The organism is Rhizobium sp. R693, from assembly GCF_002211315.1.
Lineage (GTDB): Bacteria > Pseudomonadota > Alphaproteobacteria > Rhizobiales > Rhizobiaceae > Rhizobium.
Map to the genome: position 1 here is coordinate 453,392 of NZ_LOKY01000012.1, position 18,751 is coordinate 472,142.

An 18,751-nucleotide genomic window follows, 5' to 3' on the forward strand; every position below is an offset into this window, starting at 1 on the left:
CTAAAACAGAAAGGGCGCCCGGAGGCGCCCTTTTCATTTCTGTAACTGGCCCCGCATCGGGTGACCCTTGTAGACGCCGAGAATGCGCACCTTCTCGGAGAAGAAGCGCAGCTCCTCGAGCGCACGCCGGACGTTCGGATCGTTCGGATGGCCTTCAATGTCGGCATAGAACTGCGTTGCGACAAACTTGCCACCGAGCTGATAGCTCTCCAGTTTTGTCATGTTGATGGTGTTCGTCGCAAAACCGCCGAGCGCCTTGTAGAGCGCGGCAGGGATGTTTCGGACGTTGAAGACAAAGGTCGTGACGACCTTCTCTTCAGCGGAGTTCCGATGCGCCCATTCCTCGTCGCGAGCGAGGACGACGAAGCGGGTGACGTTGTCCTCAGTATCTTCGACGTTCTCTGCAACGATCTCGAGACCGTAGAGATCCGCAGCAAGACGCGGGGCAAGCGCGGCCATCGAGCGATCTCCGGTCTCTTTGACAAGCTTTGCCGCGCCGGCCGTGTCGCCAGCGATCACCGGCTTCCAGCCGTGCGAGCGAACGATCTTGCGGCACTGGCCGAGCGCATGGATGTGGCTGTGAACGGTGCGGATTTCATCCTTGGTGACGCCAGGAAGGACCATCAGCTGGAATCGGATCGGCATGAAATACTCGCCGATGATATGCAGACGGGACTCCGGCAACAGGTGATGAATGTCGGCGACGCGACCGGCGATTGTGTTTTCGATCGGGATCATCCCGATGTCGGCATCGCCGTTCTCGACCGCCACAAAGGCATCCTCGAACGTCTGGCACGGCAGCGGTTCCATGGTCGGAAACATGTCGCGGCACGCCATGTCGGAATTCGCGCCGAACTCGCCCTGAAAGGCGATCCTGTTGGTCTTGATATTCATGGGAAATCCGTCACTTCGTTCTAGCGGAGAGAATGCGCCGCGCCTTTTCAAGGTCGGCGGGAGTATCGACACCAAGCGGAATCGTGTCAACGATCTCGACATCGATGCGCATGCCAGCTTCGAGCGCGCGTAGCTGTTCGAGCGACTCGCGCTTCTCCAGCACGGACGGTCCGAGCGTGACGAAACGCTCCAGGGCCGAGCGGCGGTAAGCATAAAGGCCGATATGATGATAGAGCGGGCCGTTGCCGTAGGGCGCCGTGACGCGCGTAAAGTAGAGGGCTTTCAGGCGGCTGTCGGAGAGCGGCGAACCGACGACCTTGACGATATGAGGCGCTGTCTTATCGGCCTCGTCCTCGATCTCGATCGTCAGTGTCCCGATATCGACGCTCGGGTCTTCCAGCGGGCGCAGCGCGGCACGAATGGTTTCCGGCTCGATCGTCGGCAAGTCACCCTGCACGTTGACGATGAGCTTGGCGCGCCCCTCCGGGTCCACCTTCGCCAGGGCTTCGTAGATACGATCCGAACCGGATTGATGATCCTTGCTCGTCATAATGACTTCGAAGCCCGCCTCGGCAACGACATTGTAGACCTGCTGGTCATCGACCGCGACGACGACGCGGCCAATCGCAGCCTCCTTGGCACGCAAGGCCACCTGAACAATCATCGGCAGGCCGCAGATATCGGCGAGCGGCTTACCCGGAAGACGGGTCGATGCCATGCGAGCCGGGATCAACACGAGCACGTCATCTAAATTTGGACTGGTCATTGTTCGGGCCTTCTAATCCGGGCGGAAAGGTGTCAAAAAGTCTCACGCAACAGCCCATTTAGACTGTTGCAACGAATAGCCAAAAGACATAGGTTCCGCGCGATTTCAAGATGGTCCGGTTTTATGTCTGCCGGCTGCAAGGGGAGCATTGCAGATGAATTCATACGTGAATACGGCGGTGGGGGCACTGCTCGGGACGGTTTTCGTTCTGATGTCCGTCTCCATCGCGTCGGAGGGGATCTTTCATTCGGAGAAGCCGGAAAAGGAAGGTTTTGCGATCGTAGCCGAAGAGGCGGCAGCCTCCGGTGGCGGCGAGGCTGCACCTGCTGCAGCCGTTCCGATCGCGCAGCTGCTCGCAAAGGCAGACGCCAAGGCCGGCGAAGCTATCTTCAAGAAGTGTCAGGCCTGTCATGACGCGACCAAGGGGGGGCCGAACAAAGTTGGCCCGAACCTCTATGGTCTCGTTGATCGTCCAATCGGCACGCACGAGGGCTTTGCCTATTCGTCTGCTATGAAGGACTTCTCCAAGGGCGGCAGCGAGAAGTGGACCTTCGATCATCTGAGCCACTTCCTGACAGCGCCGAAAAAGTATGTTGCCGGCACGGCGATGGGCTTTGCGGGTCTCCCGAAAGACACGGATCGCGCCAACGTTATCCTCTACCTTCACACCCTGGCCGATTCGCCGGTTCCGCTTCCGGATCCGAACGCACCGGATAGCGCGACACAGTAATCGCTACGCTGCTCTTGCGGACAAGCCCGGCCCTACGCCGGGCTTTTCTTTTGTCCTATGCGCCGAGCAGAAAAGCCCAGAACGTCACCGAGATGGCGCCGAGCGCGGTGGTCAGCGTGATTGTCGAGGCTGCCAGACTATGGCCGACACCGAAGCGATTGGCGATCAGCCAGGCGTTGACGCCCGTCGGAACGGACGAGATCAGCACGAGAGCGGCCGTCCAATCGCCGGCCAGGCCCACCAGGCGGCTTGCCGTCCAGACGCAGGCCGGCAACAGCAACAGCTTGAAGGCGGAGGTGACGCTGGCAATGCCCGCGTTGCCCGATATCCCGTATTTTTCGAGCGCCATGCCGAGCGAGATCAGCGCAACCGGCCCAGCCACGCCAGCGATCTGATTGACGATGGATTCGACTGGCCCCGGCATGGTGAGACCGAGAAGATGCATGGTAGCGCCCCCGGCCAAGCCGATCACCAGAGGGTTCTTGAGGAGATTATGGGCGATCTGGCGCACCACTTTGGCGATGCTGCGCTCCGTCTTGCCGGCGATCTTGTGTTCGGCGCGCTCCATCATAATGGTCCCGATGATCATCATCACAGGAAGATGGACCGCGATCAGAATGGAGAGCGGCACGAGCCCCTTGTCGCCGACCGTGCGCTGGACGAGCGGCAAGCCGATGAAGATTGTGTTGGCGAAGGCTGACGACACTCCGGCCAGCACGCCGATGCGGTCATCGCGCCCGAAGAAGCGCGTCGCGGCGATATGGGCGGCGACCCATGTCACCGCAACGCCGGAGAAGTAGGCGATCCAGAGACGGAACGGCGAGGCACCATGAAAATCAGCTTCGGCGATCGTGCGGAACAGTAACAACGGTACGGCGATCTTGAAGACGAACTCGCTCAGCGCATCCCCGATCTCCGCCTTCATCAGCCGCAGTTTCACGGTCAGCCAACCGATCAGGATCATGATGAAAATGGGAAGGACGTCGAAGATGATGGCTGACATTCAATGCGGCTGCCTTGCGAGAGATGATTATGCGTAGCAGCAAATCGGACGAGATGACAAACACGCCGGGCATAAAAACAAAAAAAGCGGGCCTCGCCCGCTTTTCCGCATCCGGTCTGGCCGGATAGCCGGTTCGCGAGCCGCCAGTTCATCCGTGGTCAGCGTCGCTCCGGTATCGTCGAAGGGCATCATCCCCTTCGCCATTGGCTGCAGCCCGCAAGCCGCTCATGCCAATCTCAATGAGCATCCCTATAAGGGTTGAAAATGACGCGGGGATGACGTCAGGGCGGCATTTTTGCGAAGCGCTGTCAGCCCGCCGCAATCTCCTGTTATCAACGGCTCTTGTGCCGGCCGACAAAATCGTGCGATGTCGCATCTTGGCTGGGGAGACCAACATGGGGGTAAATTTTGCCAACAGGTAAAGTCAAGTGGTTCAACCAGGACAAGGGCTTTGGGTTCATCACGCCGGATGACGGAAGCACCGATGTCTTCCTGCACATCACGGCCGCCCAACGCGGCGGGATCGACACCGTGAAAGAGGGAATGGGCATAGCGTTCGAAGTGGCGCAGGACCGTCGGACCGGCAGAACCTCTGCCGACAATATCCGGCAACTTTGAAATGATCAGTGCGGCCGAAAGGCCGCACTGGCTTTGACGCGCGGAGACAATATGAAGCGTAGCTTGACTGTCTGCTTCTTCATGCTTGTGGTGACCGGACCGTCATTTGCCGACGACGCGAGCTCGAAGCTTGCGTTCTTCTACGACAGCTGCGTGTCCTCCGGTCCAGATTTCGAACGTACATCAGAGCGCGCGAAAACAGACGAATGGCCTTCCATGGCACAGGATCTGGCGCTGACCTTCACACCGATGGAAAACCCCGAAGCGCTGGAAGGGTGGATCGTCAGCGGCGGTGAAAGCGACAGTTTTCAGGCTCTAGTGGTCTCGCGAGCGGACGTTGGGGGCAAAACCATCGAAGGTTGCACGGTGGCATTGGGCGACGTCGATGCAACTGTCTTCGAGAAGGCCTTAGTCGAGAAAGTGAACGCTGTCTCGGCAGGTGAAGAGCAAGGGCAGGATCGCGTCTACAAGCGATATACGGCCAGCATCAACGGGCGCGACGAAGCAATTACCCTGACGCTTCCACTCTATGCCAAGGGCTCCGATCAGATTATCGCAAGCGCCGTGGCAGAGCAGCAAATCGAGCACTAGATCGCCCACCACGGGCAATGCAGCCTTTCAATTCATATGAGATTTTAATTCCAGGCGCCGGGCGTCCGATTGGAATGACTATGGCTTTGTCTCCATCCTTGTGACGAGACGTGACTGTTGGCCACCTGTCGACGGCATCTTCACTTTCGCCAACCGGCGGGAGCCCTACATACGTCGCCAAAGGAAGCCATTTGTCACGGAGATCAAGAAATTTTCCCAGGTCGCCATCAAAAAGCGCCGTTCCTTTGAAGAAGGCCAGCCCCGACGATGAGAAGTGCGTCCGCGGTGAGTTTACGCCGTGCGCACAACCAAACGAAAGGCCACTAGGATGGTGAGCAGGAGCGTCCCTCATGAGTATTTTTTCCTGAATGGCTCGCGGTCTGATGGACCGGTCATCGGCCATATCGATGGCAGACCCATCCCTGCTCGCGTGATCGACACCAGAGGCAGCCGCTATCGCTTCGTCGGAGTTGCTCGCCGCGACCGACGTGGCAGGCTCGATGTGGCCGCCTTGCGCAAGAACGAGTGGCTTGTGGTTCCCGACCTCATCTATGCGGCCGTTGCTTGAGACACTGCCTCATTGAAACGTCGCTGTCACGCCGTCGGACTGCTCGTGGCATTTCATTCGTCACAGCCGCGTTTTTGCGATCGATTGAAAGCTCTAACGGCATTTCCGCTTCCCATGCGGCGAAAATTCGCTAAGACCGGTCACCGGCTATCACCTAAACCGGGACCTTCCCTTTCATGACCAAATTCGATGTTCTGACTGTCGGCAACGCCATCGTCGATATCATCGCGCGTTGCGACGACCAGTTCCTCATTGACAACGAGATCACAAAGGCGGCGATGAACCTCATCGATGCCGAGCGCGCCGAGCTTCTCTATGCGCGCATGGGACCGGCGGTAGAGGCCTCCGGCGGTAGCGCCGGCAACACGGCGGCAGGTGTCGCGAGCTTCGGCGGCAAGGCTGCCTATTTCGGCAAAGTCGCGGAAGACCAGCTCGGCGAGATCTTCGCCCACGATATCCGTGCACAAGGCGTTCACTATCAGACGCAGCCGAAGGGGACATTCCCGCCGACCGCTCGCTCAATGATCTTCGTCACCGACGACGGCGAACGCTCGATGAACACCTATCTCGGCGCCTGTGTCGAGCTCGGACCCGAAGACGTCGAGGTCGACGTGGTCGCCCAGTCCAAGGTCACCTACTTCGAGGGTTATCTCTGGGATCCGCCGCGCGCCAAGGAAGCGATCCGCGAATGCGCCCGTGTCGCCCACGAGAACGGCCGCGAAATGTCGATGACGCTTTCCGACAGCTTCTGCGTTGACCGCTATCGCGGCGAATTCCTCGACCTGATGCGCTCCGGCACTGTCGACATCGTCTTTGCCAATCGTCAGGAAGCGCTGGCACTCTACGAAACCGACGACTTCGAAGGGGCGCTGAACAGCATCGCCAAGGACTGCAAGATCGCCGCCGTGACGATGAGCGAGAACGGCGCCGTGATCCTGAAGGGCAACGAGCGCTTCTACGTGGACGCGATCAAGATCAAGCAACTGGTCGATACCACAGGTGCGGGCGATCTGTTCGCCGCGGGCTTCCTCTACGGCTACACGCAAGGTCGGACGCTGGAAGATTGCGGCAAGCTCGGCTGCCTTGCCGCCGGTATCGTGATCCAGCAGATCGGCCCGCGTCCGATGAAGTCGCTTGCCGAAGCCGGCAAGCAGGCGAACCTTACTTAAAGGCTTCGCCTGGATAAGCTCCCCAGATTTCCGACTGCGCCACCCAGCCTTCGGCGCCGTCGCTCTTGGCGAAGCACCAATCGCCATTGCATTCGCCGATGTTCATCATAACGCCGGGCTCCAGCTTGGCGACGATGCTTGCCGACGGCAGAGCGTCCCGGCGCATGTTGACGTAGACGGACTTGCCCTTGCCCTTCATCCACGGGGCCGCGATCGCCGCACGCGAGCCCGACAGCAGCGATTGGTTGACCCAACCCTCGGTGCCGTCGGCATCGCGGATCTGACGCCAGTTATCGTATTCCTGAATAATCTCGACCGGCAGGCCGGCCTTCAGATACATCCATGAGGCCGCATAGTCGGTGCCGGGGCCGATGCGCAGGTTGACGCGCTTCGACTTGAGCGTGACGAAGCGCGGCAGCGGCAGACCGCTCGGTCCCTTTGCAGCCTGTGCGGCAGCCATTTCAGCCGTTCCCGCCGAAAGCACGAAACCGATCGCAAGGGCGAGGCAAGATTTCAGGACTTTGCTATGCATGGGACTTCCGTTTGCTCAGAGGAGGGCAGGACTGCTGCCTGATTCCGGGAATTCGACATTCCTGCGCACGCTGAGCGAGTTTTGTTTGTCTTCGCGCGCGGGTCTGGTAGAAAATGCCCGGAACGGGAAAATTATCCCGCGTCTTGGTTAAGGACCTCTTTACAAGTTAGCGCCGGCGCACATGACGACGAAGAAAAAACCGAAGGTCTACATCACGCGGAAGCTGCCCGACGCAGTCGAGACGCGCATGCGCGAACTCTTCGACGCGGAACTCAATATCGACGATGCGCCACGCTCCAAGTCCGAGCTGATTGCTGCGGTCAAAAGCGCCGACGTGCTGGTACCGACCGTCACCGACCGGATCGACGCCAGCCTGATCGAAGAGGCCGGGCCGCAGCTGAAGCTGATCGCCAGCTTCTCGAACGGCACCGACCACATCGACGTCGAAGCGGCGGCCCGCAAGGGCATCACCGTCACGAACACGCCGAACGTGCTGACTGAAGACACGGCCGACATGACCATGGCGCTTATCCTCGCTGTGCCGCGCCGCTTGGGCGAAGGTGCGCGAGTGCTGACCGACCATCCGGGCGAATGGCCCGGCTGGTCGCCGACCTGGATGCTCGGCCGGCGCATCCACGGCAAGCGCATCGGCATCGTTGGCATGGGGCGGATCGGCACCGCCGTTGCGCGCCGCGCCAAGGCTTTCGGCCTCTCGATCCATTATCACAACCGCAAGCGGGTGAACCCGGCGACAGAAGACGAGTTGGAAGCGACCTACTGGGAAAGCCTTGACCAGATGCTTGCCCGTGTGGACATCGTTTCGGTCAACTGCCCTTCGACACCGGCAACATTCCACCTGCTTTCAGCGCGCCGCCTGGCCCTGCTGCAGCCAACCGCCTATCTGGTCAATACCGCGCGCGGCGACGTCATCGACGAAGCGGCGCTGATCAAAAGTCTGCGTGAAGGCAAGCTGGCAGGTGCGGGTCTCGATGTCTTCGAGAACGAACCGGCGGTCAACCCGAAGCTGGTCAAACTGGCGAATGAAGGCAAGGTCGTGCTTCTGCCGCACATGAGTTCGGCAACGATCGAAGGCCGTATCGACATGGGCGACAAGGTGATCATCAACATACGGACTTTCATCGACGGCCATCGCCCGCCAAACCGCGTGCTGCCAGGCCGTTAGGCCAAGACCGGCTTGCGCATCTCGATCGACGTCGTCCTGGTGAAGCCGGGATGCGCGTTTTCGGCAGTCTTCTCAAATCCCCAGCGCATGAAGACGTCATGATTCTCGACAAGCTCGATGCGGGTCTCGAGCCGCAGTGACGGCAGTGCGCGGTCTCGTGCCACCTGCTCGGCAATGGCCAGCAGCTTGCGACCGATGCCCCGGCCCTGGGCGTCCGGGGCAATCGCCAGCTTGCCGACATAAAGGCAGCCTTCTTCCGGTCGCAGAAAGACGCAGCCGCACAAGATACCGCCTTCCATAGCCGCATGGGCGATTTCGGAGCGCGCCTTATCTTCCAACGTCGCCGGCGTAAGCTTCAAGGCCGAAGACGGTGGATCGATGCGATCATTCATATAGGCAAACGACGACAGGACCAGCGCCAACAGCTCGTCCCAGCGCTGAAAATCTTCGTCGATGCGAACGATGTTCATGATGCCTGGCTCTGCCTCTGGCGGCGGCGCTTGTAGCGGATCGTATCGAAGCGGGCGGCAAGCGCATCGTAGAGCAACAGCCGGCCAATTAGCGGTTCGCCGGTACCGGTGACAAGCTTGATCGCTTCCATCGCCATCAGCGTGCCGATCACACCCGTCAGCGCGCCGATGATGCCAGTCTCGGCACAGGCTGGGATCAGTCCTGCCGGCGGCTTCTCGGGGAAGAGATCGCGATAGGTCGGGTTTGGCGTCCCGTCCTCGGCCATTTCGTAAGGCTTCAGAACGGTGACGGAGCCATCGAAGCGACCGACAGCGCCGGTCACCAATGGGATTTGCGCAGCCTCGGCGGCGTCGGCTGCCGTATAGCGCGTATCAAAATTATCGGAGCCGTCGATCAGCAGATCGAAGCCAGAGAGATGACGGCGCGCCGAATCCGGTGAGAAGCGCTCTTCAAAGCGGATCACGTTAACGTGCGGGTTCAGGCGGGCGATCGCGAAGGCGGCGCTTTCCGTCTTCAGCTCGCCGATCGTTCCGGAATCGTGGATCACCTGCCGCTGCAGGTTGGAGAGCGAAACGCGGTCGTCATCGGCAATGCCGATCGTGCCGACACCGGCGGCCGCCAGATACTGCAGGACCGGCGCTCCCAGCCCGCCGGCACCGATGACCAGCACGCGGGCAGCTTTCAACTTCTGCTGGCCTGCGCCACCGATCTCAGGAAGCAGGATATGACGCTGATATCGCGCGATTTCTTCCGGGCTGAGGGGTTCCATGGGCGCGATGCTAACACGGCCTTTGGTCGAGGGGGAAGCGGCATCGGTCATTCGAAAACCTTTCCATCGGCAACGGTGAAGAACTGCGCACGCTCGCCGAGGGCGGAGAACATGGCGCGATCCGTGCCTGTCATGAAGGCCTGACCGCCGAGCGCGTCAATGAGGTCGAACAGCGCAGCCCGCCTTCCCTCGTCGAGATGCGCGGCGATCTCATCGAGCAAGAGGACCGGCGCGTGGTCGGTGAGATTGGCGACCAGCCGCGCATGGGCAAGAATCAGCCCGACCAGCAGGGCCTTCTGCTCGCCGGTGGAGCAGCGCGCTGCTTCCATCTGCTTCTGCCGGTGGCGGACAAGCAGATCGGCGCGATGGGGGCCCTCGAGCGTGCGACCGGCCGCGGCGTCGCGGTAACGGCTCTCCGCAAGCATGACCGCATACTCATCCTCAAGATCGACGGCGGGGCGCGAGAACTGACCATCCATGAAGCCGGCAAGCTCGAGCGCTGCAGCAGGAAAGGGCGAGGTTTCGTGCGTCTCTTCGATGAGGCGGGCAAGAAGGCCGAGCATCTCCTGGCGTGCCATCGCCATGGCAATGCCAAGGCTCGCCATTTGCTGTTCGAGGCCGGAGAGCCAGGCGGGATCGAAGCGGCGCTCGTCGAGCAGCTTGTTGCGGCTGCGCATGGCGCGCTCGAAATCGCTGGCACGGCGGCCATGGGCCGGATCGAGCGACAGCACGAGCCGATCAAGGAAACGGCGGCGCTCGGACGAGCCACCGGTGAACAGCCCATCCATCGAGGGCGTCAGCCATAGGAGGCGCAGATGATCGGTCAGTTCATCCGCCGCCTTTGCGGGCGTGCCGTTGATGCGCAGGCGCCGGGACGCACTGTCATCGGTGGTGTCGACACCGGTGCCGATCTCCACCTCGCCTTCCATACCGTCAAGCTCGGCGAAGATCGAGAAACCAGCAGTCGCGCCGACGCGGGTGACATCGCCATAGGTGGCACGGCGCAGACCGCGGCCTGGCGACAGGAAGGAAACGGCTTCCATCAGATTGGTCTTGCCGGCGCCATTGTCTCCCGTCAGCACCACATGCCGACCATCGAGCGACAGCGAGACTGACGCGTAATTGCGAAAGTCGGTGAGCTTGAGACGGGACAGGGAGACCTTGTGCGGCATTCGATATCCGGATTCGTGGTGCCCGAGAGCTAAGCGCAACGAGGACGGATGGCAAGGGTGCGAGGTCCAGTCGGTATGCCGATGGCGGAATGAGCACGCACCTGGCACGAGATCGGCGCGATAGAAGGTGGATGTTGGCCCCGACGTTGGACGATTGTATGATAACGTCGAGACCGGGGGGACTTCGATGAGACGTTTGACGAAAACGCGGATGGTGGTTAGCGGTGTGGCGATCCTATTGGTTGCGTATCTGCTCGTCGCCTACTTCTTCGTGCCTGAAATATGGATCCATCGCGACGCCGGCCATATCGCGGAATTTGGCCCAATGGTGACCACCACCAAACAGGACATTCCGGGCGACCCCATCAATGTCGGGCTTGTCGGTTCGAAGGAGGGTGTGCTCCGTGCATTCGCGTCGGCTGGATGGGATCCGGCTGACAAGATCACGCTACGGACATCGGCCGAAATCGGCTTGAGCGTCGTGCTCGATCGGCCCGACCTAGACGCTCCAGTGAGCCCATTGCTGTTCGAGGGCCGCCAACAGGATCTGGCTTTTGAAAAGGCCGTTGGCAAGAGCGCCGATGAACGCCACCACGTCCGTTTCTGGGAAACCAAGAAGAGCGGTGAAGATGGGCGACCACTCTGGCTCGGCTCGGCGAGCTTTGACCGCGGTGTTGGTTTCAGCCACGACACCGGCCAGATCACCCATCACATTGCGCCTGATGTCGATGCCGAGCGGGATCTTGTTATCGGAGATCTTCAGACGGCCGAGCAATTGTCCTCCACCTATGAAATCCCGGGCATCGGCGCCACGAAGACCGGTCGCAACGGCGGCGGCGACCCGTATTTCACCGATGGGAAAGCACTGATCGGCGTGCTGCGTGGCCCCGCCACGCCCTAACCCGCTTCCAAGCTGCGCCAGATCGGTGGAAGATGCGGACCGAATCACGAGAGGTGCGCCGTTGAGGATTGCCGCAGCACAGACCCTGGTTTCCTCCGACATCGCAGCAAACGGCAGCGCAATCCGGAACATGATAGTAGCCGCGGCCGCCAGCGGCGTGCGTGTCATCAACTTCTGCGAGGGCGCGCTTTCGGGATACTCGAAGTTCCAGATCATGCATCCCGATGACTGGAGGAGTTTCGATTGGCACAAGCAGGAAGCGGAGCTTAGGGCGATCGCCGATCTGTGCGGCGACCTCGGCATCTTTGCGGTTGTCGGCGGAGCGCATCGGCTGGAGAACGGTTGTCCACCGCACAACAGCCTCTACATCTTCTCCGAAGAAGGGGCGCTTCTCACCCGCTACGACAAGAGGTTCCTGTCGAACAGCGAACTTGGCGGTTGGTACTCCCCAGGCACCGCACCGATTACCTTCGATACCGACGGCTATCGATTCGGCTGCGCCATCTGCATCGAATCTCAATTTCAGGAAGTGTTTCAAGAATATGAGACACTCGGCGTCGATGCCGTGCTTTTCTCCTCGTATGGCATTGCCGAGTACTTCCAGATTGCGCTTCGCGCTCATGCGGGGCTGAACTGCATCTGGATCAGTGCTGCGACGCCGGTGCAGAAGGCCGCCAAAGGCCCGGCGGGCATCATCGGCCCGGATGGAAAATGGGTGACGCAGTGCCCTGCAACTCCCGAACCGAACCTCGTGACCGCGACGCTCGATCGCGACGACGCCCTTTACGACATCCCGCTGCAGAAGGCCCGGCCTTGGCGGCTGGAGGCGCGACAGGGCGACATCTATCGCGAGAAGATGGTCGACGATCCAAGAAGCGAAAACAGAAGCGGCTATTGACACGCAATGCTGCCTTGCGTCGCAGCGCCTTCATCTCACGGTACCAATCGCCTATATGGAAGCGGTCGCGGGTTGCGACATGCCGGAGTTCATGATGGATACCGAAATACAGGGCCGTGCGGCACATGTGGCCGCCATTCGCGAGCGCGCCGAAGCCGAAATGAAGGCGATGGGCATCGATGAAGCGTTCATCGATCGGTTGGTTGAGACGTTCTATGGCCGCGTGCTCCAGCATCCGACGCTTGGGCCGGTGTTCGATGCCAGGCTCTCCGGCCGCTGGCCCGAGCATATTCAGAAGATGAAGAGCTTCTGGTCATCGGTCGCTTTCCGCAGCGGCGCCTATGGTGGCAAGCCAGTGCAGGCGCATACCGGTGTCGCGAACATGTCGCCCGATCTCTTCCCGCAGTGGCTGGCACTGTTTTCCGAGACACTCAGCGATATCGCCCCGAACCGGGAGGCCAAAGGCTGGTTCATGGCGACCGCCGAGCGGATCGCCAGGAGCCTGACGCTATCGCTGTTCTACAACCCAGCGCTCGACGACCCGCAGCGGAAGCCCGCCTAAGCCATCTCAGGCAACACGCTTGTAGAAAAACGTCGTGGCGCAGAGGCCACCTTCCGGCCACAGTGCATAATCAGGGATCACGCCGACCCGCTCCCAGCCAAGCCGTGGATAGATCGCCTCGGCTGCGCTTCCGGTTGCCGTGTCGAGCACCAGAAGCGTCTTGCCGCGCGCGGCAGCTTCGCGTTCCGCGGCATCCATCAGCAGACGCGCCAACCCCTTGCCCCGGGCGGAGCGATGCACCAGCAGCTTCTTCAGATCGCCGCGATGCGGCTGGTTCGGCATCTGCGCCGCACCGACCTGGACCGTGCCGACGGCCCTGCCTTCGATCTCGGCAACGAAGAGCAGCGTCGCGCCTGCGGCAACGGCATCTGCAACACCCTGCCAATAGGGCTCGGCATCGGCGTTCGTGTAGGGCTGCATGAAGCCGACAGAGGCACCGCCGTTGACGCAGTCGGTCAGCACCTCGCAAAGGTCGGGGATCGCCGCGCGGGCCATTGCCGCGTCAAGAAGGCGGATCGTTGCTGTCATCACTTTTCTCCAATGAAATGAATTAGCGCCCGCGCCGGTCGAGCACGACGCAATAGCGGGCGGGAATGTTGCCGGGGTTATGAAAAACATGGCCTTCGCCGACCGGCATGAACAGACAGTCGCCGGGCAGAAGGCGATACACGCTATCGCCCGTTGTCATTTCCATCTCGCCATCGAACAGCCAGACATGCTGGGTCATGCCGCTGCTTGCCGCATGCGGAGGGAAACTGACGCGGCTGCCAGGCGGGAATTCGACGTCGACGATGTCGACATCGGAAGCCGTGCCAGGCGGCGAGACGGAGCGTCTGACGTAGCCCGTCTCCGGATCCCGCCAGACTTGCTGATCCTTCCGGCGCGACAACGGTGAGACTTCGCCTTCTTCCGCGAAGAAGGCGGAAAGCGACAAGTCGAGTGCTGCACAGACCCTCGCGAGCAGCGAGGCAGTCGGACTCGCCTCGCCGCGCTCGATCCGTGAGATCATGGCGCGGCTGACGCCGGAGGCATTGGCAAGGTCGTCCAACGTTAAGTTCTTCTGCACCCGGAGCTTGCGGATGCGAATGCCGATCGCCGTTTCGAGTTCCTGTTCCATCATCAGATCCGATTTTCTACTATAATAGAAACGCATAGTCTGATGATGGAATCAAGAGTTATGTTTCCACCTGAGAAACAGCCGCTTATCGTAAACGAACTCCTGCTTTTCCGCTTTGCGGCAAGGGGCAGCGCTGCTATATGGCGCGCATGAGCACCAATTCGACGACTCCGCTTTCCCATATCCGCAATTTCTCGATCGTGGCCCACATCGACCACGGTAAATCGACGCTTGCCGACCGCCTGATCCAATCGACCGGGGGCCTGGCGGAGCGCGAGATGTCCGAGCAGGTGCTTGACAACATGGATATCGAGCGCGAGCGCGGCATCACCATCAAGGCCCAGACTGTGCGCCTTCACTACAAGGCGAAGGATGGCGAGACCTATATCCTCAACCTGATCGACACGCCCGGCCACGTCGACTTCGCCTACGAAGTCTCGCGCTCGCTCTCGGCCTGCGAAGGTTCGCTGCTGGTCGTCGACGCGTCGCAGGGCGTCGAAGCCCAGACGCTTGCCAATGTCTACCAGGCGATCGACAACAATCATGAGCTGGTCACCGTCCTCAACAAGATCGACCTGCCTGCGGCCGAACCCGACCGTATCAAGGAACAGATCGAGGAAGTGATCGGCATTGACGCTTCGGAAGCCGTGCTGATCTCGGCAAAGACCGGTCTCGGCATCCCTGATGTCCTCGAGGCCATCGTCCAGAAGCTGCCGGCGCCAAAGAGCCCGGGTGGCGAAAAGGCGCCGCTGAAAGCGCTGCTCGTCGACAGCTGGTACGACACCTATCTCGGCGTCATGGTTCTCGTCCGCGTCATCGACGGCGTGCTGACCAAGGGACAGACGATCCGCATGATGGGCACGGATGCCAAGTACCAGGTGGAGCGCATCGGCGTGCTGACGCCGAAGATGGTCAATGTCGATAGCCTCGGTCCTGGCGAGATTGGCTTCATCACTGCTTCGATCAAAGAGGTGGCCGATACCCGCGTCGGCGACACGATCACCGAAGACAAGCGCCCGACCGCCGAAGCCCTGCCGGGCTTCAAACCGGCCCAGCCTGTCGTCTTCTGCGGCCTCTTCCCGGTCGATGCTGCCGATTTCGAAGATCTGCGCGCGGCGATGGGCAAGCTTCGCCTCAACGACGCCTCCTTCTCCTTTGAAATGGAATCGTCCGCGGCGCTCGGCTTCGGCTTCCGCTGCGGCTTCCTCGGCCTGCTGCATCTCGAAATCATCCAGGAGCGCCTGGAACGCGAATTCGACCTCGACCTGATCGCGACGGCTCCCTCGGTCGTCTATCAGCTGACGATGACGGACGGCAGCGAGCGCGAGCTGCATAACCCGGCCGACATGCCCGATGTCGTCAAGATCGAAGAGATCCGCGAGCCCTGGATCAAGGCGACCATCATGACGCCGGATGACTATCTCGGCGGCATCCTCAAGCTCTGCCAGGACCGTCGCGGTATCCAGACGGAACTGACCTATGTCGGCACGCGCGCTATGGTGACCTACGAGCTGCCGCTCAACGAAGTCGTCTTCGATTTCTATGATCGGCTGAAGTCGATTTCGAAGGGCTATGCCTCCTTCGATTATCACCTCGAAGGCTACCGTGAAGGCAATCTCGTCAAGCTGTCGATCCTCGTCAACGGCGAGCCGGTCGATGCGCTCTCCATGCTCGTCCACCGCGCGTCTGCCGAAAAGCGCGGTCGCGACATGTGCGAGCGGCTGAAGGAGCTGATCCCGAAGCACATGTTCAAGATTCCGATTCAGGCTGCAATCGGCGGCAACGTCATTGCCCGCGAGACCATTTCGGCGCTGCGCAAGGATGTCACGGCGAAGTGCTACGGCGGCGACGCCACCCGCAAGCGCAAACTTCTGGAAAAGCAGAAGGAAGGCAAGAAGCGCATGCGCCAGTTCGGCAAAGTGGAGATTCCGCAGGAAGCCTTCATCGCCGCGCTCAAGATGGGCGACGAGTAAAGCGCCACTTTCAGCCCGGCCGGCAAGCAACGCATGGCCGGGCTATTACCTGATTTCCCCGCCTCAGCTGCAGGCCATATATTCCTTCACCAGGCCTTCATAGGCGTCCATCTCGGGCAGTGCCTCATAGCTGCGGACCGCGCCGGTTTCGGCGAAGGGCAGCTTCTCGCGCGTCCACGTTTCGATGAACGGCTTGAACCAGCGCGGATCGTCCAGCATCGTCGGGCGAAGATTGACGAACCAATCCATCCCCTCCGACCGTGTGAACATCCAGGTCATGCAGTCGCCACAAAAGTAGTGGTGCGCCTCGGGACCGTGCAGACCGCCGATGACGGGCTCCCCTTCCGTGATCGCAAAGCCTTCCGCCGGGATCGCCGCGCTCAGCGAGTAGGCACTTGACGACATCTTCTGGCAGCCCGTGCAATGGCAGGCCATGGTCAACAGCGGCTTGGCGCTGATCTTCAATCGCACGCGGCCGCATCGGCAGCCGCCCTCCCAAGGCAGTTCCATTTCGGTCATTGCAGCCTCCTTCTTCGTCATGCTCAATCTAGCAGCGAGCGGTGAAGCGTCAAATGTGAGCGCCGCAGACGGGGCAGGCAGCCGCTTCCTGGAGCATGAGGAAGTTCCGGTCCCGCTCACATCCGCGCGACAGCCAAGAGCCAGGCGATCGCGATCCTAGGATCGGGCGCGTCGTGTAGGCCTGATGTCGGCGCTCAACGCCACATCGTCGGCGGAAGTGCTTGTTCGGGTCATGACGTACTCTCGATGCGTGGCGCAGGCTTCCTCGTTCCGTGGCGCGATCTGGCGCCGGTCATTCGCAGACCCTCAGAGGACAACGCAACATTTCAAAAATCGGTGCGACGAATGTCGCAAACAGACGGCAAATCGACGCACCAGTCGTTGAATTATCAATGCAATTCGGCCTGCAAACGCGGAAAATTGAGCCGGCTAGCATAAATAACTTCAACCAAAGATTGATTATGACGAGGCGCGCCAATCTTACCAAAACGCTTCAACATCTGTCCAAAATCCTCCTTTCCGTAGCCACCTGACGAAATGCGGCACAAAAATCACCGCCGCAGAAGGCGGTGCTCGCTATTTCATTTGGGGGCTTGCAACGCCAGACCTTTACGATAGGTTGCACGTTGACCTGAACGTAACTGGTCACGGGAACAAACGACTAATAAAGGCGCAAAGCCTAGAAAGGTGGCCCCCATATGAACTTCCTTACGAAAAAATTTCTGGCTTCAGCAGTGTTTGGTTCGCTGCTGGCCGTGTCGGCGCATGCAGCGACGCTCAATATCCACAACGGTGGCGACCCGCAGTCACTCGACCCCCAGAAGCTGTCGAGCGACTATGAAAACCGCATTGCAGGCGACATCTTCGAGGGCCTCGTAACGGAAGACCCGAAGGACGATCCGATTCCGGGGCAGGCCGAAAGCTGGAAGGTTTCGGACGACGGCAAGGTCTATACCTTCAAGCTGCGTGACGGCATCAAGTGGTCGGACGGACAGCCGGTAACGGCCGGCGACTTTGTTTTCGCCTTCCAGCGCCTGGTTGATCCGAAGAACGCCGCCGAATACGCGTACCTGCAGTTCACCATCAAGAACGCGGAAAAGATCAACAAGGGCGAAATCACCGATTTCAGCCAGCTCGGCGTTAAGGCAATCGACGACAAGACGCTCGAGATCACGCTCGAGAACCCAACCCCCTACTTCATCAATTCGCTGATGCACTACACCGCCTATCCGCTGCCGAAGCATGTGGTTGAGGCAAAGGGCACCGATTGGGTGAAGATCGGCAACATCGTCACCAACGGCCCGTACAAGCCGACCGAGTGGATTCCGGGCGCGTCCGTCACGACCGTCAAGAACGACCAGTATTACGGCGAGAAAGACCTGAAGATCGACGGCGTCAAATTCTTCACGCTCGAAGACCAGGAAGCGGCCCTGAAGCGCTACCGGGCCGGCGAGTTCGACATCATGACCGACTTCCCGACTGACCAGTACGAGTGGATGAAGAAGAACCTGCCGGGTCAGGCGCACGTCACGCCGTACCTTGCGAGCTACTATTACGTCCTCAACGCCACCAAGCCGCCGTTCAACGACAAGCGCGTCCGCCAGGCCCTCTCCATGGCCGTCAACCGCGAAGTGATCGGTCCGAAGATTCTCGGCACCGGCGAACTGCCGGCCTATTCCTGGGTTCCGCCGGGCACCGCCAACTATGGCGAGCCTGCCTATGTCAGCTGGAAGGACATGCCGTACAAGGAAAAGGTGGAAGAAGCAAAGAAGCTGCTCAAAGAAGCTGGATTCGGACCTGACCATCCGCTGAAAGCACAGCTTCGCTACAACACCAACGACAACCACAAGCGCGTGGCGGTCGCCATTGCTTCGATGTGGAAGCCGCTCGGTGTTCAGATCGAGCTCTACAATACCGAAACCAAGGTGCATTACGACGAAATGCAGCATGGTCAGGTCGAGATCGGCCGCGCCGGATGGATCGCGGACTACAACGATCCGGACAACTTCCTCGGTCTGCTGGTTTCCGGCGTCTCGATGAACTACGGCCGCTGGAGCAATCCGGAATACGACAAGCTGATCAAGGAAGCCAACGCCCAGACAGACCTGAAGACACGCGCCGAGATCTTCAAGAAGGCTGAGCGGCTTGCACTCGACGACAGCGCCGCCATTCCGCTGTACTACTATGTCTCGAAGAACGTCGTTTCCCCGAAGGTCCAGGGCTTCGAAGACAATATTCAGGACATCCATCGCACGCGCTGGCTGTCAATCAAAGAATAAGGAACACCGGCCCTTCCCGCTGAACGTGGGAAGGGC

The 18,751-nt window shown here is 60.4% G+C and carries 21 protein-coding genes; 11 read left to right on the forward strand and 10 right to left on the reverse strand.

All coding sequences use genetic code 11. The annotated features are described in order from the left end of the window. Positions 1-33 precede the first annotated feature (33 nt). Both ATY79_RS14170 and ATY79_RS14175 read right to left on the reverse strand, forming a co-directional pair. A complete protein-coding gene (locus ATY79_RS14170; protein WP_088692583.1) occupies positions 34-894 on the reverse strand; it encodes a prephenate dehydratase in 861 nt (286 codons plus the stop codon). Between the two features lie 10 nt (positions 895-904). Beyond that, the gene (locus tag ATY79_RS14175) at positions 905-1,660 is read right to left on the reverse strand and encodes a 3-deoxy-manno-octulosonate cytidylyltransferase (RefSeq protein WP_088704176.1); all 756 of its coding nucleotides are present in this window, start codon (positions 1,658-1,660) and stop codon (positions 905-907) included. 154 nt (positions 1,661-1,814) lie between these two features. Between ATY79_RS14175 and ATY79_RS14180 the strand changes: the two genes are divergently transcribed. Beyond that, positions 1,815-2,390, forward strand: coding sequence for a cytochrome c family protein (locus tag ATY79_RS14180; protein ID WP_088692585.1), 576 nt, complete (start codon positions 1,815-1,817; stop codon positions 2,388-2,390). A 55-nt stretch (positions 2,391-2,445) separates the two neighbouring features. Here the strand turns inward: ATY79_RS14180 and ATY79_RS14185 are convergent, their stop codons facing one another. Further along, positions 2,446-3,393 carry an AEC family transporter gene (locus ATY79_RS14185; RefSeq protein ID WP_088692586.1) on the reverse strand — a complete coding sequence of 316 codons (948 nt, stop codon included), beginning with the start codon at positions 3,391-3,393 and terminating at the stop codon, positions 2,446-2,448. 408 nt (positions 3,394-3,801) lie between these two features. Here ATY79_RS14185 and ATY79_RS14190 point away from each other — a divergent pair, with 408 nt between their 5' ends. The 4 genes from ATY79_RS14190 to ATY79_RS14205 all read left to right on the forward strand — a co-directional run bounded on the left by ATY79_RS14190 (position 3,802) and on the right by ATY79_RS14205 (position 6,339). Further along, the gene (locus tag ATY79_RS14190; protein ID WP_007528897.1) at positions 3,802-4,011 is read left to right on the forward strand and encodes a cold-shock protein; all 210 of its coding nucleotides are present in this window, start codon (positions 3,802-3,804) and stop codon (positions 4,009-4,011) included. A 51-nt stretch (positions 4,012-4,062) separates the two neighbouring features. Beyond that, entirely contained in the window at positions 4,063-4,602 is a 540-nt protein-coding gene (locus ATY79_RS14195; protein ID WP_088692587.1) for a hypothetical protein, read from the forward strand. Between the two features lie 328 nt (positions 4,603-4,930). Next, on the forward strand, positions 4,931-5,170 hold the full coding sequence (locus tag ATY79_RS14200) for a hypothetical protein (protein ID WP_088704177.1): 240 nt from the start codon (positions 4,931-4,933) through the stop codon (positions 5,168-5,170). A gap of 176 nt (positions 5,171-5,346) precedes the next feature. After that, on the forward strand, positions 5,347-6,339 hold the full coding sequence (locus ATY79_RS14205) for an adenosine kinase (protein ID WP_088692589.1): 993 nt from the start codon (positions 5,347-5,349) through the stop codon (positions 6,337-6,339). Here ATY79_RS14205 and ATY79_RS14210 read toward each other — a convergent pair. After that, complete coding sequence (locus ATY79_RS14210) at positions 6,332-6,871, reverse strand: SH3 domain-containing protein (protein WP_088692590.1); 540 nt, start codon at positions 6,869-6,871, stop codon at positions 6,332-6,334. The genes ATY79_RS14205 and ATY79_RS14210 overlap by 8 nt on opposite strands. 181 nt (positions 6,872-7,052) lie before the next feature. Between ATY79_RS14210 and ATY79_RS14215 the strand changes: the two genes are divergently transcribed. Next, positions 7,053-8,054 carry a D-glycerate dehydrogenase gene (locus ATY79_RS14215; protein ID WP_088704178.1) on the forward strand — a complete coding sequence of 334 codons (1,002 nt, stop codon included), beginning with the start codon at positions 7,053-7,055 and terminating at the stop codon, positions 8,052-8,054. Here ATY79_RS14215 and ATY79_RS14220 read toward each other — a convergent pair. The 3 genes from ATY79_RS14220 to recF are packed head-to-tail and all read right to left on the reverse strand — an operon-like array spanning position 8,051 to position 10,466. Continuing rightward, the gene (locus ATY79_RS14220) at positions 8,051-8,524 is read right to left on the reverse strand and encodes a GNAT family N-acetyltransferase (RefSeq protein ID WP_088704179.1); all 474 of its coding nucleotides are present in this window, start codon (positions 8,522-8,524) and stop codon (positions 8,051-8,053) included. The genes ATY79_RS14215 and ATY79_RS14220 overlap by 4 nt on opposite strands. Beyond that, positions 8,521-9,345 carry a molybdopterin-synthase adenylyltransferase MoeB gene (locus tag ATY79_RS14225; RefSeq protein WP_088704180.1) on the reverse strand — a complete coding sequence of 275 codons (825 nt, stop codon included), beginning with the start codon at positions 9,343-9,345 and terminating at the stop codon, positions 8,521-8,523. The genes ATY79_RS14220 and ATY79_RS14225 overlap by 4 nt, the downstream gene beginning before the upstream one ends. After that, the gene (gene recF / locus ATY79_RS14230) at positions 9,342-10,466 is read right to left on the reverse strand and encodes a DNA replication/repair protein RecF (RefSeq protein WP_088692594.1); all 1,125 of its coding nucleotides are present in this window, start codon (positions 10,464-10,466) and stop codon (positions 9,342-9,344) included. Before recF ends, ATY79_RS14225 begins: the two co-directional genes overlap by 4 nt. Before the next feature lie 187 nt (positions 10,467-10,653). On the opposite strand from recF, the gene ATY79_RS14235 reads away from it, so the two are divergent. The 3 genes from ATY79_RS14235 (at position 10,654) to ATY79_RS14245 (ending at position 12,827) form a co-directional block, all read left to right on the forward strand. Further along, positions 10,654-11,367 (forward strand): LssY C-terminal domain-containing protein, encoded by a 714-nt coding sequence (locus ATY79_RS14235; RefSeq protein ID WP_088692595.1) that lies wholly within the window; start codon positions 10,654-10,656, stop codon positions 11,365-11,367. A gap of 25 nt (positions 11,368-11,392) precedes the next feature. Further along, a complete protein-coding gene (locus ATY79_RS14240) occupies positions 11,393-12,265 on the forward strand; it encodes a carbon-nitrogen hydrolase family protein (RefSeq protein ID WP_245312377.1) in 873 nt (290 codons plus the stop codon). Positions 12,266-12,359: 94 nt separating this feature from the next. After that, entirely contained in the window at positions 12,360-12,827 is a 468-nt protein-coding gene (locus ATY79_RS14245; RefSeq protein WP_088692630.1) for a truncated hemoglobin, read from the forward strand. A gap of 6 nt (positions 12,828-12,833) precedes the next feature. On the opposite strand, the gene ATY79_RS14250 is transcribed toward ATY79_RS14245, so the two are convergent. Both ATY79_RS14250 and ATY79_RS14255 read right to left on the reverse strand, forming a co-directional pair. Beyond that, positions 12,834-13,355 carry a GNAT family N-acetyltransferase gene (locus ATY79_RS14250; RefSeq protein ID WP_088692597.1) on the reverse strand — a complete coding sequence of 174 codons (522 nt, stop codon included), beginning with the start codon at positions 13,353-13,355 and terminating at the stop codon, positions 12,834-12,836. Positions 13,356-13,377: 22 nt separating this feature from the next. Beyond that, entirely contained in the window at positions 13,378-13,944 is a 567-nt protein-coding gene (locus tag ATY79_RS14255) for an XRE family transcriptional regulator (RefSeq protein WP_088692631.1), read from the reverse strand. Between the two features lie 140 nt (positions 13,945-14,084). On the opposite strand from ATY79_RS14255, the gene lepA reads away from it, so the two are divergent. After that, on the forward strand, positions 14,085-15,917 hold the full coding sequence (gene lepA / locus ATY79_RS14260) for a translation elongation factor 4 (RefSeq protein ID WP_088692598.1): 1,833 nt from the start codon (positions 14,085-14,087) through the stop codon (positions 15,915-15,917). A gap of 63 nt (positions 15,918-15,980) precedes the next feature. Here the strand turns inward: lepA and ATY79_RS14265 are convergent, their stop codons facing one another. Next, on the reverse strand, positions 15,981-16,436 hold the full coding sequence (locus ATY79_RS14265; RefSeq protein WP_007528867.1) for a GFA family protein: 456 nt from the start codon (positions 16,434-16,436) through the stop codon (positions 15,981-15,983). Positions 16,437-17,134: 698 nt separating this feature from the next. Between ATY79_RS14265 and ATY79_RS14270 the strand changes: the two genes are divergently transcribed. Beyond that, a complete protein-coding gene (locus tag ATY79_RS14270; protein ID WP_088692599.1) occupies positions 17,135-18,715 on the forward strand; it encodes a peptide ABC transporter substrate-binding protein in 1,581 nt (526 codons plus the stop codon). Positions 18,716-18,751: the final 36 nt, after the last annotated feature.

Excerpts from the sequence above, each read along its gene's own strand:
- ATY79_RS14180 (WP_088692585.1), top strand. The coding sequence starts at position 1,815 with ATGAATTCATACGTGAATACGGCGGTGGGGGCACTGCTCGGGACGGTT.
- ATY79_RS14170 (WP_088692583.1), bottom strand. The coding sequence starts at position 894 with ATGAATATCAAGACCAACAGGATCGCCTTTCAGGGCGAGTTCGGCGCG.
- ATY79_RS14220 (WP_088704179.1), bottom strand. The coding sequence starts at position 8,524 with ATGAACATCGTTCGCATCGACGAAGATTTTCAGCGCTGGGACGAGCTG.
- ATY79_RS14195 (WP_088692587.1), top strand. The coding sequence starts at position 4,063 with ATGAAGCGTAGCTTGACTGTCTGCTTCTTCATGCTTGTGGTGACCGGA.
- ATY79_RS14200 (WP_088704177.1), top strand. The coding sequence starts at position 4,931 with ATGGTGAGCAGGAGCGTCCCTCATGAGTATTTTTTCCTGAATGGCTCG.
- ATY79_RS14210 (WP_088692590.1), bottom strand. The coding sequence starts at position 6,871 with ATGCATAGCAAAGTCCTGAAATCTTGCCTCGCCCTTGCGATCGGTTTC.
- ATY79_RS14270 (WP_088692599.1), top strand. The coding sequence starts at position 17,135 with ATGAACTTCCTTACGAAAAAATTTCTGGCTTCAGCAGTGTTTGGTTCG.
- ATY79_RS14235 (WP_088692595.1), top strand. The coding sequence starts at position 10,654 with ATGAGACGTTTGACGAAAACGCGGATGGTGGTTAGCGGTGTGGCGATC.
- ATY79_RS14265 (WP_007528867.1), bottom strand. The coding sequence starts at position 16,436 with ATGACCGAAATGGAACTGCCTTGGGAGGGCGGCTGCCGATGCGGCCGC.
- ATY79_RS14205 (WP_088692589.1), top strand. The coding sequence starts at position 5,347 with ATGACCAAATTCGATGTTCTGACTGTCGGCAACGCCATCGTCGATATC.
- ATY79_RS14215 (WP_088704178.1), top strand. The coding sequence starts at position 7,053 with ATGACGACGAAGAAAAAACCGAAGGTCTACATCACGCGGAAGCTGCCC.
- ATY79_RS14185 (WP_088692586.1), bottom strand. The coding sequence starts at position 3,393 with ATGTCAGCCATCATCTTCGACGTCCTTCCCATTTTCATCATGATCCTG.
- ATY79_RS14250 (WP_088692597.1), bottom strand. The coding sequence starts at position 13,355 with ATGACAGCAACGATCCGCCTTCTTGACGCGGCAATGGCCCGCGCGGCG.
- ATY79_RS14255 (WP_088692631.1), bottom strand. The coding sequence starts at position 13,944 with ATGGAACAGGAACTCGAAACGGCGATCGGCATTCGCATCCGCAAGCTC.
- ATY79_RS14175 (WP_088704176.1), bottom strand. The coding sequence starts at position 1,660 with ATGACCAGTCCAAATTTAGATGACGTGCTCGTGTTGATCCCGGCTCGC.
- lepA (WP_088692598.1), top strand. The coding sequence starts at position 14,085 with ATGGCGCGCATGAGCACCAATTCGACGACTCCGCTTTCCCATATCCGC.
- recF (WP_088692594.1), bottom strand. The coding sequence starts at position 10,466 with ATGCCGCACAAGGTCTCCCTGTCCCGTCTCAAGCTCACCGACTTTCGC.
- ATY79_RS14245 (WP_088692630.1), top strand. The coding sequence starts at position 12,360 with ATGGATACCGAAATACAGGGCCGTGCGGCACATGTGGCCGCCATTCGC.
- ATY79_RS14225 (WP_088704180.1), bottom strand. The coding sequence starts at position 9,345 with ATGACCGATGCCGCTTCCCCCTCGACCAAAGGCCGTGTTAGCATCGCG.